Raw genomic sequence first — 14661 nt, forward strand, 5'->3', positions numbered from 1 at the left:
GATTACAGCACTTTATGCGGGCCGAAACATTCGTAATGAATGTTGTCTTTGTTCACGCCCAGGTCTACCAGCTGCTTCGCGGCATACTGCATAAACGCTACCGGCCCACACACGTAGAACTGCATCCCCGGTGCGCTAAACGCCCCTTCGTGCTGCCCTAAATTCATCAGGCCTTCACTGTCAAAACGTGCCGCTGCGCGGTCAGCTTCAGTAGGTAAACGATACCAGGTATGCGCGGTAAAGTGTGGCAGACCCGCTCCGAGCGCTTTCACTTCATCTGCAAAGGCGTGCACATCACCGTTTTCGGCCGCGTGGAACCAGTTAACCTGCGCGCTGTGGTTTGATTTTGCCAGCGTATCCAGCATCGCCAGCATTGGCGTTTGACCAACACCTGCGGAAATCAGCGTCACCGGGGTACCCGATTCCACCGCCATAAAGAAATCACCCGCTGGCGCGGCCAGATGAACGATATCACCCACGCTGGCGACGTTATGCAGCCAGCTGGATACCTGACCGCCTTCCTCACGTTTAACCGCAATGCGATAGCCTTTGCCGTCTGGCTTGCGGGTCAGGGAGTACTGGCGAATCTCCTGGTGCGGGAAGCCTTCAGGCTTCAGCCAGACGCCCAGATACTGCCCCGGCTGGTAATCGGCAACTGGCTGGCCGTCCACCGGCTCAAACTCAAAGCTGGTGATCAGTGCGCTGCGCGGGGTTTTCTCAACGATGCGGAAAGCGCGCGTGCCTTCCCAGCCGCCATTCTTGCTGGCGTTTTCGCTGTAGATCTGCGCTTCACGGTTGATGAACACGTTTGCCAGCACGCCGTATGCCTTACCCCATGCATCCAGCACTTCCTGGCCCGGGCTGAACATTTCGTCCAGGGTTGCCAGCAGGTGACTGCCCACGATGTTGTACTGCTCAGGTTTGATCTGGAAGCTGGTGTGCTTCTGCGCGATTTTTTCCACCGCAGGCAGCAGAGCCGGCAGGTTTTCGATGTTGCTGGCATAGGCGGCAATAGCGTTAAACAGCGCTTCGCGCTGATCGCCGTTACGCTGGTTGCTCATGTTGAAAATCTCTTTGAGCTCCGGGTTATGCGCGAACATGCGATCGTAGAAATGAGCGGTCAGTTTAGGACCCGTTTCAACCAGCAGGGGGATTGTGGCTTTCACGGTAGCGATGGTTTGGGCGTCGAGCATAGCAGCTTCCTTCTGATGTTACTTTAATGATGTATTTTATATGCATCTTATAAAAATACCCCTGCAATGTAAATGGTTCTTTGCATCGTGAAAAATATGCATCACAAAGCTGAAAAAAATCCGTTGAAAATGGCGAGAGCTTTATTGCTCAAACCCTTGCGTGGCGTGGAGGTAAACGTTTGCTTAAAATCGTTTGTCAAGACCTGTTATCGCAGAACTATTCAGTTATACTGTTGCCCGTCGTCCAACAGGACTGCCTTTTCAGGCCAAAAATTTACTTGTTAGCTGAGTCAGGAGATGCGGATGTTAAAGCGTGAAATGAACATTGCCGATTATGATGCCGAACTGTGGCAGGCTATGGAGCAGGAAAAAGTACGTCAGGAAGAGCACATCGAACTGATCGCCTCCGAAAACTACACCAGCCCGCGCGTGATGCAGGCGCAGGGTTCTCAGCTGACCAACAAATATGCTGAAGGTTATCCGGGCAAGCGCTACTACGGCGGTTGCGAATACGTTGATATCGTTGAGCAACTGGCGATTGACCGTGCGAAAGAACTCTTTGGCGCTGACTACGCGAACGTCCAGCCGCACTCTGGCTCTCAGGCTAACTTCGCTGTTTACACCGCGCTGTTGCAGCCGGGCGATACCGTTCTGGGTATGAACCTGGCGCAGGGCGGCCACCTGACTCACGGCTCTCCGGTTAACTTCTCTGGCAAACTGTACAACATCATCCCTTACGGTATTGATGAGTCCGGTAAAATTGACTACGAAGACATGGCGAAGCAGGCCAAAGAGCACAAGCCGAAGATGATCATCGGTGGCTTCTCTGCTTACTCCGGCATCGTTGACTGGGCAAAAATGCGTGAAATCGCTGACAGCATCGGCGCGTACCTGTTCGTCGACATGGCGCACGTTGCCGGTCTGATTGCCGCTGGCGTTTACCCGAACCCGGTTCCACATGCGCACGTTGTGACCACCACCACCCACAAAACCCTGGCGGGTCCACGCGGTGGCCTGATCCTGGCGAAAGGCGGTGATGAAGAGCTGTACAAAAAGCTGAACTCCGCCGTGTTCCCAAGCGCCCAGGGCGGCCCGCTGATGCACGTTATCGCCGCGAAAGCCGTCGCGCTGAAAGAAGCGATGGAGCCAGAGTTCAAGGTTTATCAGCAGCAGGTTGCTAAAAACGCCAAAGCGATGGTGGAAGTGTTCCTGAACCGTGGTTACAAAGTGGTGTCCGGCGGGACTGAAAACCACCTGTTCCTGCTGGATCTTGTCGACAAGAACCTGACCGGTAAAGAAGCTGACGCAGCCCTCGGCCGCGCCAACATCACCGTGAACAAAAACAGCGTGCCAAACGATCCGAAGAGCCCGTTCGTGACTTCCGGTATCCGTATCGGTTCTCCGGCCGTAACTCGCCGTGGCTTTAAAGAAGCGGAAGTGAAAGAGCTGGCGGGCTGGATGTGTGACGTTCTGGACAACATCAATGACGACGCGGTTATCGAGCGAGTTAAAGGTAAAGTTCTGGACATCTGCGCACGCTTCCCGGTGTACGCATAATTCTCTGCGTTTCAGAACTGAAAAAGGCCGCTCATGCGGCCTTTTTTTATGGGCTAAAGTCGGTCGAGGGAGATGGCCCCCGGCCCGGTAATCGCCAGCAAAATAAAGGCGCCAGCGATACTCACATTTTTATAGAAGTTAATCATATTTGGCAGGACCGCATCGCCCGTCATATCCCAGTAGTGGTGTCCAATCACCGCCGTTCCCAGCGTATAGAAGACAAAGATCACCGCCAGGGGGCGGGTAAAAAAGCCCAGAACGATCAGAATCGCGGCGGGGATTTCCATTACCACCGCAATAATCGCGGCCAGCATGGGCATGGGGGCGCCGAGCGACGTCATGTACTGAACGGTGCCGCTAAACCCCGTCAGCTTGGGATAACCGAAAATAATAAACAGGACCACGATAGCAATGCGGGCAATTAAAAGCAGGAGAGAACGAGAGGATCCGAAATCGAAATAACGTAAGCTGTTCATGGCAAACGACCTCTTCAGGCGATGTCTTATAAACGTAATACAGTTTTACCGCTCTCGCCATACGCTGTACGGCTGGTGATGATGTTAATTTTTAGTTAATTTATAGCGCGCTAACGACTTGCTAAAGTCAGGGATTAACGCCAGACTATCGCCTCCATTTCGGGAGGGATTCATGGTCTTGCATTCCACGCGCTGGCTGGCGCTCAGCTATTTCACCTATTTCTTTAGTTACGGTATTTTTTTGCCTTTCTGGAGCGTCTGGCTCAAGGGAATTGGTCTGACGCCTGAGACCATCGGCATCCTGCTGGGCGCGGGGCTGGTGGCACGTTTCCTGGGTAGCCTGCTGATAGCGCCCCGCGTCAGCGATCCCTCTCTGTTGATTAAAGCCGTGCGTATTCTGGCCCTGCTGACGCTGGTCTTTGCGGCCTGCTTCTGGGTCAGCCACCAGTTTGCCTGGCTGATGGTGGTGATGGTTGGCTTTAATCTGTTCTTCTCCCCGCTGGTGCCGCTGACGGATGCCCTGGCGAACACCTGGCAAAAGCAGATCACCATGGACTATGGCCGCGTGCGCCTGTGGGGATCGGTTGCCTTCGTGATTGGCTCTGCGCTGGTCGGGAAACTGGTCAGCCTCTATGACTATCGCGCCATTCTGGCCCTGTTAACGCTCGGCATCGCCTCGATGCTGCTCGGTATGTTGCTGCGTCCGTCGGTGATGCCGCAGGGCGAAAGCCGCCATCAGGAGAGCGCTGGCTGGCCCGCCTGGCGCTCGCTGGTGGCGCAAAGCTGGCGTTTCCTGGCCTGCGTCTGTCTGCTTCAGGGGGCGCATGCGGCCTATTACGGCTTCAGCGCCATCTACTGGCAGGGGGCGGGCTACTCGGCTTCTGCGGTAGGCTACCTGTGGTCACTCGGCGTGGTAGCGGAGGTCATTATCTTCGCGCTGAGCCAAAAACTGTTCCGTCGTTTCGGGGCGCGTGACCTGCTGCTGCTTTCCGCCGTTTGCGGCGTAGCGCGCTGGGGCATCATGGGCTGGACGACGGATCTGCCGTGGCTGATTGTGGCGCAAATTCTGCACTGCGGAACCTTCACCGTCTGCCATTTGGCGGCGATGCGCTATATCGCGGCGCGAGAGGGTGGGGACGTTATTCGTCTTCAGGCAGTCTATTCAGCGGTGGCGATGGGCGGCAGTATTGCGGTGATGACCGTATTTGCCGGTTTCCTCTATCAGCACCTGGGCCACGGTGTGTTCTGGGTGATGGCGCTGGTCGCTTTACCGGCCATCGTCATCCGCCCTAAAGTCGCTGCTCGCACGTAACTAGGATTCGAGCATAACGCGAATATGTTCCTGCTGCTGCGTGTTCAGGGTCTCAACGGCATGAATGAGCGGCGGCGAGAACAGCGGCAGGGCGGTTGGATAAGGCGTAATGACCAGCGCCGCTTCGCGGGGGGCGCCCTCCTTCTTAAACACTTCCAGGCTAAGATAACGAATATTGAGCGGCAGCAGCGTTAGCTCGCGAAGCTGCTGCTCAATTAACTCCTCGCAGGCTTTATCTTCCCCCGTTAACAGGACCAGCTGTTTTTCATGAAGATCGGTTTCCTGCATCAGCCAGGCACCAAAAATCACCGCCACCAGAGCCATCTCTTCACCGGAGAATCGCAGGCCAAATTCGGCTTCCAGCTCAAACAGCGCCTCTTTAGTGGTGCGCAGCAGCCGGGGGTATAGACGGTGGATCTCTTCCGGCAGACTGTTGTCGATGCCGATGTCAAATAAGGAGCGGTCCAGCGCCTGAGCCAGATGAATATACAGCTGATCGGTCAGCCCTTGCTCATCGCTGAAGTTCATCCCGGTTTGCGCCCGGAAACGGGCAATCATACGCACGATGGCCCGACGCAGGCGCTGATCCTGCTGGTGTTTATCCAGTACCGGGTCGGGTGTGCGGAGCATCATAAACAGCAGCGCCAGGAACAGCTGTTCATCACTGTGCGTTCCCTGCGGGACGCGCCGTTTCCAGTGACGGACAATTTCCTGCGCCGTAAAGTATTCCCCTCTCGATTGCGTCCAGCTGCGCTGAACGGGTGAAAACTCCGGCGTATTGCCCAGATGATGCTGAATAAGACAATATTGCAGATAAAGCTGTAAAAACTGTACGTCGCGGGACTCAAACTGGCGCTGAAGCTTGCGCGCGCAAAAGTTGATAAGCGCCCGAAGGTTCGCATCGTCATAAAGCGGGCGGGCAATGCCGTGCTGTTTGAGCGCGGTTTTTAAGGCAGGGGTAAACTGTTGGGCGACAAAATGTGGACACAGCCGAAGCGCCCTGCGCAGCCAGTGCAGCAGGCACAAACGCTGATTCAGGGCGGAGCCCTCAATACGGTAGCAACCGTCATGGTGCGTGACGATATCAAGCCGATGATAGCGCTGGATTTCATCGCGCGTCTCGGCTATATCTTGCCGTGCCAGGACGTCGTCCACGCCATTGGCAGCGATTATGCTCTGTGCGGTGACGGCAGCATCGGGCAGGTAAAGCATCAAAAGCACCTGGCAACGGCGCTGCGAACTGGAAAGCACAGATGGAATTTCAAGCGTCGTCATCATCTGTCGGGTATCCAGTGTGAATGTTTGATAAGAATAGCTAAAGGATGGGCGCTGAAAAGCGCGCCGGCAGGCCTTTCATTCAGGATTGCTGGCGAACATCACAGAATTTTTGACGTGAGGAATTGATGCAAACAGTTAAACAAAGCGTGACAGCGTTATTTTTGGCGGTTATCACCTCCGCCGCCAGCGCACATCCTCACAGCTTTATCAGCCTGAAAACCGAACTGGTGACGGACGGCACACAGCTCAGCGGCCTGAAGATGCGCTGGACGATGGATGAAATCACCTCCGCCGACCTGCTGTACGATGCCGGAAACGCAAAGCCCGGCGACGAGATCTGGAAAAAGCTGGCGGCGGAAGTCATGGCCAACGTGCTGGGTCAGCACTACTTCACCGAGTTCTGGCACAACGGACAAAAGGTGAAATTTCTTAACCGTCCCACGGAGTACGGTATGACCCGCGACGGCCATCAGGCGGTGCTGACGTTTATCCTTCCGCTGGCGCACCCTCAGCCGCTGGCCGGGCAGAAGTACAGGTTTTCCACGTTTGACCCAACCTACTATGTCGATATGCATTACGCCCAGGACAGCGACGTGCAGTTGCCAGAAATATTGCAAAAAAGCTGCAAAATTGCCGTGCACACGCCGACGCCCAGTGAAGAGACGCTGAACTTTGCCGTTTCCCTTGATAAAGAAGATGCGCCTCCAGAAGACATGGAATTAGGAAAACAGTTTGCGCAGGAGGTGACGTTACAATGTCAGTGATCTCCTCCCCCGTCAGTAAGCCGCGTCGCTGGCTGCACCTCTGGCCTCTGGCGCTCTTTTTGCTGTTAGCGTCTGGCGGCGCGCTCTGGCTGTGGCAGGCATGGCCGCAGGTGATGATGAAAAGTATCCTCTGGCAGCGGGAAGTTAATCAGCAGATGAGCGGGCTGCTGAAAGCCGTGGCGGAAAATCCGTCCAAAGCGGGCGGCTCTCTTCTGGCGTTCAGCTTTATCTATGGCGTGCTGCATGCCCTGGGGCCGGGGCACGGCAAAATCGTCATCACGACCTGGCTTGCCACCCATCCGTCGAAGCTGAAATCGAGTATCGGCCTGACGCTGGCTTCCTCGTTACTTCAGGGCGGTGTGGCAATTGCGCTGGTCGTGGTCGTCCTTTCGCTGCTACAGCTCCCGGCCCGCCAGCTGCATATGAGCAGCTTCTGGCTGGAGAAGGGAAGTTACGCGCTGGTAGGCTTACTGGGGCTGATTCTCTGCTGGCGGGCGCTGAAAAAATTGCGCGCGTTGCTGCAAAAACCAAAATTCAAAGCCTTTACGCCGCATCACCTTCACCATGAAAACTGCGGGTGCGGGCATCAGCATCTCCCGACGCAGGAACAATTACAGAATGGTGACGACTGGCGTGCGCGCCTGATGATTGTTCTCTCAATGGGGATGCGTCCGTGCTCGGGCGCAATCATGGTGCTGTTGTTCAGCAAAGTGATAGGTGTATTTGGCTGGGGCATGATCTCGGCGCTGGCGATGGCGGCGGGAACATCTCTGACTATCTCTTCGTTAGCCTTGCTGGTGCACAGCTTCCGTCAGCTGGCGGTAAAACTCAGCGGCAATAAAACGCCGGTATTGTGGCGACAGGTTGGCTGGACGACGCTTGCGCTGGCGGGCGGGGTGATTCTGCTGGTGGCTGCGGTCACGATGTGGATGAGCGCGGTGCCGGTGGGAAGGGGGTTGCGGCCTTTTTAGCCATACCTGAGGGGTTTGTAGGCCCGGTAAGCGTAGCGCCACCGGGCTTAACAGACTGGATTAACGCTTCAGCGCATCGCTCAGTTCTTCACGCATGTTTGCCAGCATGGCTTTAACAACGCGCGGGTTACCTGCAACGATGTTGCCGGTAGACATATAGTTATGGCCGCCGGTGAAGTCACAAACAATCGCGCCAGCTTCACGTGCGATCAGCTCGCCCGCCGCGAAGTCCCACGGCTTCAGTGACAGCTCAAAGTAACCGTCAACGCGGCCGGTCGCCACGTAGGCCAGATCCAGTGCAGCAGAGCCGGTGCGACGGAAGTCCGCGCATTCGGTGAACAGTTTGCCGAGGATATTCATATAAGTGGTTGCGTGCTGCTTCGCCTTGAACGGGAAGCCGGTCGCCAGAATCGTGCCGTCCAGATCGCGTGCATTGCTGCAGCGCAGACGGTAGCCGTTCAGCTGCGCGCCCTGACCGCGGGTCGCGGTGAACAGTTCGTTACGCATTGGATCGTAAACAACGGCGACTTCAGTACGGCCTTTGATGCGTACTGCGATAGACACAGAGAAGTGTGGCAGGCGCTTAACGAAGTTGGTGGTGCCATCCAGTGGATCGATAACCCATTGAACATCCTGATCGGTACCTTCATGTTCACCGCTTTCTTCGGTGATGATGGTGTGCTGCGGGTAAGATTTGCGGATCGTTTCGATAATAATCGCTTCGGCGGCTTTATCGACGTTAGTCACGAAATCATTGCTGCCTTTCTGGCTGGTTTCTACGGAGTCTGGGGTTTCGTAGTGTTTGGCAATTACATTACCCGCCTTGCGCGCTGCGCGCACGGCGATGGTCAGCATCGGATGCATCGGTCTCTCTCACTGGATGTTAAAGAACAGGAAAATCGGCGCAGAGTATAGCAGCGGGATCGGATTATGTCTCTCGTTTATGATAATATGCCCGAATATTCTTCAGACACTGAATCCAGACATCTAAAAATTATGCTGCAAAACATTCGAATCGTGCTGGTCGAAACATCGCACACCGGCAACATGGGCTCTGTGGCCCGCGCTATGAAAACCATGGGCTTAACGAACCTGTGGCTGGTTAATCCGCTGGTGAAACCAGACTCTCAGGCTATTGCGCTGGCGGCCGGCGCCAGCGACGTGATCGGGAATGCACAGATTGTGGACACCCTGGACGAAGCCCTGGCCGGTTGCAGTCTGGTGGTGGGGACCAGCGCGCGCTCCCGTACGCTGCCCTGGCCGATGCTGGACCCGCGCGAATGCGGCCTGAAAAGTATCTCAGAAGCGGAACAGGCGCCGGTTGCGCTGGTGTTTGGTCGCGAACGCGTTGGCCTGACCAACGAGGAACTACAGAAGTGCCACTACCACGTGGCGATTGCCGCCAACCCGGAATACAGCTCGCTGAACCTGGCGATGGCGGTGCAGGTAATCGCCTACGAAGTGCGCATGGCATGGCTGGCGACGCAGGAGAAACAGGTCGAACCTAAAGAAGAGACGGCCTACCCGCTGGTGGACGATCTTGAGCGCTTCTACGGCCACCTGGAGCAGACGCTGCTCTCTACTGGCTTTATCCGCGAAGGTCACCCGGGACAGGTGATGAACAAGCTGCGCCGTATGTTCACCCGCGCGCGTCCGGAAAGCCAGGAGCTGAACATCCTGCGCGGGATCCTGGCGTCGATTGAGCAGAAGAATAAAGAGTAGTGCCGTGTGTTCGCCGGGTGGCGCTGCGCTTACCCGGCCTACAAAGCCCGTAGGCCCGTGCAAGCGCAGCGCCGCCGGGCAAAAAATACGGCACAGAAGGTTAAATACCTGACTAAAACAGTCAAGTAAATAGTTGACCAATTTAGTCAGGAATGTCAGACTTGGCCCTGCTATGCAATACCCCCATTTTACAATAAAAAACCCCGGGCAGGGGCGAGTTTGAGGTTAAGTAAGACATGAGACTGACATCTAAAGGGCGTTATGCCGTGACCGCGATGCTGGACGTTGCGCTCAACTCCGAAGCGGGCCCGGTTCCGTTGGCTGATATTTCTGAACGACAGGGGATCTCCCTCTCTTATCTGGAACAGCTGTTCTCCAGACTGCGTAAAAATGGACTGGTGTCCAGCGTTCGTGGCCCGGGCGGCGGTTATCTGCTGGGTAAAGACGCGGGCAGTATTGCGGTTGGCGAAGTGATTAGCGCAGTTGACGAATCCGTTGACGCGACCCGTTGCCAGGGCAAAGGCGGCTGTCAGGGCGGCGATAAATGCCTGACCCACGCGCTGTGGCGCGATCTGAGCGACCGTCTGACCGGCTTCCTGAATAACATCACCCTGGGTGAGCTGGTTAATAACCAGGAAGTTCTGGATGTTTCTGGTCGTCAGCACAGTCAGGATTCACAACGCAGCACCCGCTCGCAGGACGCCATCGACGTTAAACTGCGCGCGTAATTAAAAAGATAAGTATTCAGAATCAGGCCGGGGTGGTCACACCCCGCGTACTCGGTCGTACATCCAGCCGGTTGCCTGATTCCTTGCATTGAAGCGATGTACGGAGTTTATAGAGCAATGAAATTACCGATTTATCTCGACTACTCCGCAACCACGCCGGTGGACCCGCGTGTTGCCGAGAAAATGATGCAGTGTCTGACCCTGGACGGAAACTTTGGTAACCCAGCTTCCCGTTCACACCGTTTTGGCTGGCATGCTGAAGAGGCGGTTGATATCGCCCGTAATCAGATTGCTGACCTGGTCGGTGCCGACCCGCGTGAAATTGTTTTCACCTCCGGTGCGACCGAATCCGACAACCTGGCGATCAAAGGTGCAGCCAACTTTTATCAGAAAAAAGGCAAGCACATCATCACCAGCAAAACCGAACACAAAGCCGTGCTGGACACCTGCCGTCAGCTGGAGCGTGAAGGGTTCGAAGTGACTTACCTGGCGCCGCAGAGCAACGGGATCATCGACCTGAAAGAGCTCGAAGCGGCGATGCGTGATGACACCATTCTGGTTTCCATCATGCACGTTAACAACGAAATCGGTGTTGTGCAGGACATCGCCACCATCGGCGAAATGTGCCGTGCGCGCGGCATCATCTACCACGTGGATGCGACCCAGAGCGTGGGCAAACTGCCTATCGACCTGAGCCAGCTGAAAGTGGACCTGATGTCCTTCTCCGGTCACAAAATCTATGGCCCTAAAGGCATCGGCGCGCTGTACGTTCGTCGCAAGCCACGTATCCGCATCGAAGCACAGATGCACGGCGGCGGTCACGAGCGCGGCATGCGTTCCGGTACTTTGCCTGTTCACCAGATCGTGGGGATGGGCGAAGCGTATCGCATCGCGAAAGAAGAGATGGAAAGCGAGATGGCACGCCTGCGTACGCTGCGTAACCGTCTTTGGGACGGCGTGAAGGATATGGAAGAAGTCTATCTGAACGGCGATCTCGAGCAGGGCGCGCCCAACATCCTCAACGTCAGCTTCAACTATGTTGAAGGCGAGTCGCTGATCATGGCGCTGAAAGACCTGGCCGTTTCTTCCGGTTCTGCCTGTACGTCTGCAAGCCTGGAGCCATCCTACGTGCTGCGTGCGCTGGGCATGACTGACGAGCTGGCGCACAGCTCTATCCGTTTCTCTTTAGGTCGTTTCACTACCGAAGAAGAGATTGACTACACCATCAAACTGGTTCGTAACTCCATCGGCCGTCTGCGCGACCTTTCTCCACTGTGGGAAATGTTCAAGCAGGGCGTGGATCTGAACAGCATTGAATGGTCACATCACTAATCGGTACATAAGGAGAATTCAATCATGGCATACAGCGAAAAAGTTATCGATCATTACGAGAACCCGCGCAACGTTGGCTCTTTTGACAACAGCGACGAATCTGTCGGTAGCGGTATGGTTGGCGCGCCAGCGTGTGGCGACGTGATGAAGTTGCAGATTAAAGTCAACAATGAAGGTATCATTGAAGACGCGCGCTTCAAGACCTACGGCTGCGGTTCTGCTATCGCCTCCAGCTCCCTGGTCACCGAGTGGGTGAAGGGCAAGTCTCTGGACGAAGCACAGGCAATCAAAAACACGGACATTGCTGAAGAACTCGAACTGCCGCCGGTGAAAATTCACTGTTCAATTCTGGCAGAAGACGCGATCAAAGCCGCCATTGCGGATTACAAAAGCAAACGTGAAGCAAAATAATTGAGGTTTGAGTATGTCGATTACCCTTAGCGACAGCGCTGCCGCGCGAGTAAGCTCTTTTCTGGCGAACCGTGGTAAAGGCTTTGGCCTGCGACTGGGCGTACGTACCTCCGGCTGTTCTGGTATGGCTTACGTACTGGAGTTTGTTGACGAACCGGCGTCTGATGACACCGTGTTTGAAGACAAGGGCGTGAAGGTGGTGGTCGATGGCAAAAGCCTGCAATTTCTCAACGGCACTCAGCTGGACTTTGTAAAAGAAGGCCTGAACGAAGGGTTCAAATTTACGAACCCGAACGTCAAAGACGAGTGTGGTTGCGGCGAAAGCTTCCACGTTTAACCGCGTTCCGCTGTTATACCGATTAATTCGTGTTGCAGAAAGGCGGCAAGCGAGTGAATCCCCGGGAGCTTACTTAAGTAAGTGACTGGGGTGAACGAGCGCAGACAACGCATCTGCAGCGCGAAGTAAGAAGGTATAACCCCACCGTGGCTTTGCTGCGCGTGGGGTTTGTTCTAACAGCCTACCCCTGAGATTGTTATGGATTACTTCACTCTCTTCGGACTACCCGCTCAATACCCGATTGATCTCCAGGCGCTGACGATCCGTTTTCAGGATCTCCAGCGTCAGTACCATCCGGATAAATTCGCCAGCGGGACGCAGGCAGAGCAGCTGGCTGCGGTATCACACTCCGCAACCATCAACCAGGCCTGGCAAACGCTGCGTCATCCGCTGGCGCGTGCAGAATATCTGCTCTCGCTCCACGGTTTTGATCTGGCGAGCGAACAGCATACCGTGCGCGACACCGCGTTTCTGATGGAGCAGCTGGAGCTTCGCGAAGAGCTGGATGAAATTGAACAGACTAAAGACGAAGCGCGTCTGGAACGTTTTCTCCAGCGCGTAAAGGGCATGTTCGATACCCGCCATCAGCAGATGGTTGAGCAACTGAACAACGAGACCTGGGACGTGGCGGCAGACACTGTGCGCAAACTCCGTTTTCTCGATAAACTGCGAAGCAGTGCTGAACAACTCGAAGAAAAGCTGCTCGATTTTTAATTTCGGAAGCAATTATGGCCTTATTACAAATTAGTGAGCCAGGCTTAAGCGCCGCACCGCACCAGCGTCGTCTGGCGGTCGGTATTGACCTGGGCACCACCAATTCTCTCGTGGCGACCGTGCGTAGCGGCCAGGCGGAAACGCTGGCTGACGAGCAGGGCCGCCATCTGCTGCCTTCCGTGGTCCACTACCAGCAGCAGGGTCACGCTGTCGGCTTTGATGCCCGCGCCAATGCCGCGCGCGATCCGGCTAACACCATCAGCTCGGTTAAGCGCATGATGGGCCGCTCGCTGGCGGATATCCAGACCCGTTATCCGCATCTGCCGTACCAGTTACAGGCCAGCGAAAACGGCCTGCCGATGATTGCGACATCTGCCGGTCTGCTGAACCCGATTCGTGTTTCTGCTGACATCCTCAAAGCGCTGGCGGCGCGCGCGACGGCGACGCTCGGTGGCGATCTGGACGGCGTGGTAATCACCGTTCCGGCCTACTTCGACGATGCACAGCGTCAGGGCACCAAAGACGCCGCGCGTCTGGCGGGCCTGCACGTGCTGCGTCTGCTGAACGAACCGACAGCGGCAGCCATTGCCTACGGCCTCGATTCCGGTCAGGAAGGGGTGATTGCGGTTTACGATCTCGGCGGCGGGACGTTTGATATCTCTATCCTGCGCTTAAGCCGCGGTGTGTTCGAAGTGCTGGCCACCGGCGGGGATTCCGCGCTCGGCGGCGATGACTTCGACCATCTGCTGGCGGACTACATCCGCGAGCAGGCGGGCATCAGCGATCGCAGCGATGCGCGCGTCCAGCGTGAACTGCTGGATGCGGCCATCGACGCCAAAATCGCCCTGAGCGATGCGCAGTCCGTCAGCGTGAACGTCGCAGGCTGGCAGGGTGAGATCACCCGCGACCAGTTCAGCGAACTGATTGCGCCTCTGGTTAAGCGTACCCTACTGGCCTGCCGTCGCGTATTGAAAGATGCGGGTGTTGAGGCTAACGAGGTGCTGGAAGTGGTCATGGTTGGCGGCTCAACCCGCGTGCCGCTGGTACGTGAGCGCGTAGGGGAATTCTTTGGCCGCACGCCGCTGACCTCTATCGACCCGGACAAAGTGGTTGCCGTGGGTGCCGCTATCCAGGCCGATATCCTGGTCGGCAACAAGCCGGACAGCGAAATGCTGCTGCTGGACGTCATCCCGCTGTCTCTGGGTTTAGAAACCATGGGCGGCCTGGTGGAGAAAGTTATTCCCCGTAACACCACCATTCCGGTGGCGCGCGCGCAGGAGTTCACCACCTTCAAAGACGGCCAGACCGCGATGTCCATCCACGTGATGCAGGGCGAGCGCGAGCTGGTGCAGGACTGCCGCTCTCTGGCGCGCTTTGCGCTGCGCGGAATTCCGGCGCTGCCGGCGGGCGGGGCGCATATTCGCGTCACCTTCCAGGTGGATGCGGACGGTCTCCTGAGCGTGACGGCGATGGAAAAATCCACCGGCGTCGAATCGTCCATTCAGGTGAAGCCGTCCTACGGCCTGACCGATGGCGAAATCGCCTCCATGATTCAGGACTCAATGAGCTACGCCGAGCAGGATGTGAAGGCGCGTATGCTGGCGGAACAAAAAGTGGAAGCCGCACGCGTGCTGGAAAGCCTGAACGGCGCGCTTGCTGCCGATGCCGCGCTGTTAAGCGCCGCTGAGCGCCAGGTGATTGACGAGGCTGCTGCGCGCTTAAGCGCCGTGGCCGAAGGCAATGACGCTGACGCAATAGAAGAAGCCATTAAAAACGTTGATAAACAAACCCAGGACTTCGCTGCTCGCCGCATGGACAAATCTGTCCGCGTCGCGCTGAAAGGCCAGTCCGTGGACGAGGTTTAAT

The 14661-nt window shown here is 56.2% G+C and carries 15 protein-coding genes; 11 read left to right on the forward strand and 4 right to left on the reverse strand.

Annotated elements, in window-relative coordinates:
- Window positions 1–2: 2 nt before the first annotated feature.
- Window positions 3–1193 carry an NO-inducible flavohemoprotein gene (gene hmpA / locus SK51_RS10255; protein WP_032623756.1) on the reverse strand — a complete coding sequence of 397 codons (1191 nt, stop codon included), beginning with the start codon at window positions 1191–1193 and terminating at the stop codon, window positions 3–5.
- A gap of 303 nt (window positions 1194–1496) precedes the next feature.
- Between hmpA and glyA the strand changes: the two genes are divergently transcribed.
- Window positions 1497–2750, forward strand: a complete 1254-nt coding sequence (glyA, locus tag SK51_RS10260) for a serine hydroxymethyltransferase (RefSeq protein ID WP_003860678.1) — start codon at window positions 1497–1499, stop codon at window positions 2748–2750.
- 53 nt (window positions 2751–2803) lie between these two features.
- Here the strand turns inward: glyA and SK51_RS10265 are convergent, their stop codons facing one another.
- Window positions 2804–3226, reverse strand: coding sequence for a DoxX family protein (locus SK51_RS10265; RefSeq protein WP_023306714.1), 423 nt, complete (start codon window positions 3224–3226; stop codon window positions 2804–2806).
- Between the two features lie 172 nt (window positions 3227–3398).
- On the opposite strand from SK51_RS10265, the gene SK51_RS10270 reads away from it, so the two are divergent.
- The gene (locus tag SK51_RS10270) at window positions 3399–4538 is read left to right on the forward strand and encodes a 3-phenylpropionate MFS transporter (RefSeq protein WP_023306713.1); all 1140 of its coding nucleotides are present in this window, start codon (window positions 3399–3401) and stop codon (window positions 4536–4538) included.
- Here SK51_RS10270 and csiE read toward each other — a convergent pair whose 3' ends face one another.
- On the reverse strand, window positions 4539–5816 hold the full coding sequence (gene csiE / locus SK51_RS10275) for a stationary phase inducible protein CsiE (protein ID WP_023306712.1): 1278 nt from the start codon (window positions 5814–5816) through the stop codon (window positions 4539–4541).
- 125 nt (window positions 5817–5941) lie between these two features.
- Here csiE and SK51_RS10280 point away from each other — a divergent pair, with 125 nt between their 5' ends.
- Complete coding sequence (locus SK51_RS10280; RefSeq protein ID WP_022649022.1) at window positions 5942–6580, forward strand: DUF1007 family protein; 639 nt, start codon at window positions 5942–5944, stop codon at window positions 6578–6580.
- Window positions 6571–7551, forward strand: coding sequence for a nickel/cobalt transporter (locus SK51_RS10285; RefSeq protein WP_023306711.1), 981 nt, complete (start codon window positions 6571–6573; stop codon window positions 7549–7551). The genes SK51_RS10280 and SK51_RS10285 overlap by 10 nt, the downstream gene beginning before the upstream one ends.
- Window positions 7552–7611: 60 nt before the next feature.
- Here SK51_RS10285 and suhB read toward each other — a convergent pair whose 3' ends face one another.
- Window positions 7612–8415 (reverse strand): inositol-1-monophosphatase, encoded by an 804-nt coding sequence (gene suhB / locus SK51_RS10290; protein WP_022649020.1) that lies wholly within the window; start codon window positions 8413–8415, stop codon window positions 7612–7614.
- A gap of 132 nt (window positions 8416–8547) precedes the next feature.
- On the opposite strand from suhB, the gene trmJ reads away from it, so the two are divergent.
- The 7 genes from trmJ (at window position 8548) to hscA (ending at window position 14660) form a co-directional block, all read left to right on the forward strand.
- Window positions 8548–9273 (forward strand): tRNA (cytosine(32)/uridine(32)-2'-O)-methyltransferase TrmJ, encoded by a 726-nt coding sequence (gene trmJ / locus SK51_RS10295; protein WP_032622388.1) that lies wholly within the window; start codon window positions 8548–8550, stop codon window positions 9271–9273.
- Between the two features lie 236 nt (window positions 9274–9509).
- Window positions 9510–10001: a Fe-S cluster assembly transcriptional regulator IscR gene (gene iscR, locus SK51_RS10300; RefSeq protein WP_022649018.1), complete on the forward strand. Its 492-nt coding sequence runs from the start codon at window positions 9510–9512 to the stop codon at window positions 9999–10001.
- 117 nt (window positions 10002–10118) lie between these two features.
- Window positions 10119–11333, forward strand: coding sequence for a cysteine desulfurase (gene iscS / locus SK51_RS10305; protein WP_006176692.1), 1215 nt, complete (start codon window positions 10119–10121; stop codon window positions 11331–11333).
- A gap of 24 nt (window positions 11334–11357) precedes the next feature.
- A complete protein-coding gene (gene iscU / locus SK51_RS10310) occupies window positions 11358–11744 on the forward strand; it encodes a Fe-S cluster assembly scaffold IscU (protein ID WP_003860661.1) in 387 nt (128 codons plus the stop codon).
- 13 nt (window positions 11745–11757) lie between these two features.
- The gene (gene iscA / locus SK51_RS10315) at window positions 11758–12081 is read left to right on the forward strand and encodes an iron-sulfur cluster assembly protein IscA (protein ID WP_003860659.1); all 324 of its coding nucleotides are present in this window, start codon (window positions 11758–11760) and stop codon (window positions 12079–12081) included.
- 198 nt (window positions 12082–12279) lie between these two features.
- Window positions 12280–12795, forward strand: coding sequence for a co-chaperone HscB (hscB, locus tag SK51_RS10320; RefSeq protein WP_023306710.1), 516 nt, complete (start codon window positions 12280–12282; stop codon window positions 12793–12795).
- Between the two features lie 14 nt (window positions 12796–12809).
- Window positions 12810–14660 (forward strand): Fe-S protein assembly chaperone HscA, encoded by a 1851-nt coding sequence (hscA, locus tag SK51_RS10325; RefSeq protein ID WP_023306709.1) that lies wholly within the window; start codon window positions 12810–12812, stop codon window positions 14658–14660.
- Window position 14661: the final 1 nt, after the last annotated feature.

Origin of the sequence: Enterobacter sp. MGH85, from assembly GCF_001037655.1 — a bacterium.
Classification (GTDB): domain Bacteria; phylum Pseudomonadota; class Gammaproteobacteria; order Enterobacterales; family Enterobacteriaceae; genus Enterobacter; species Enterobacter intestinihominis.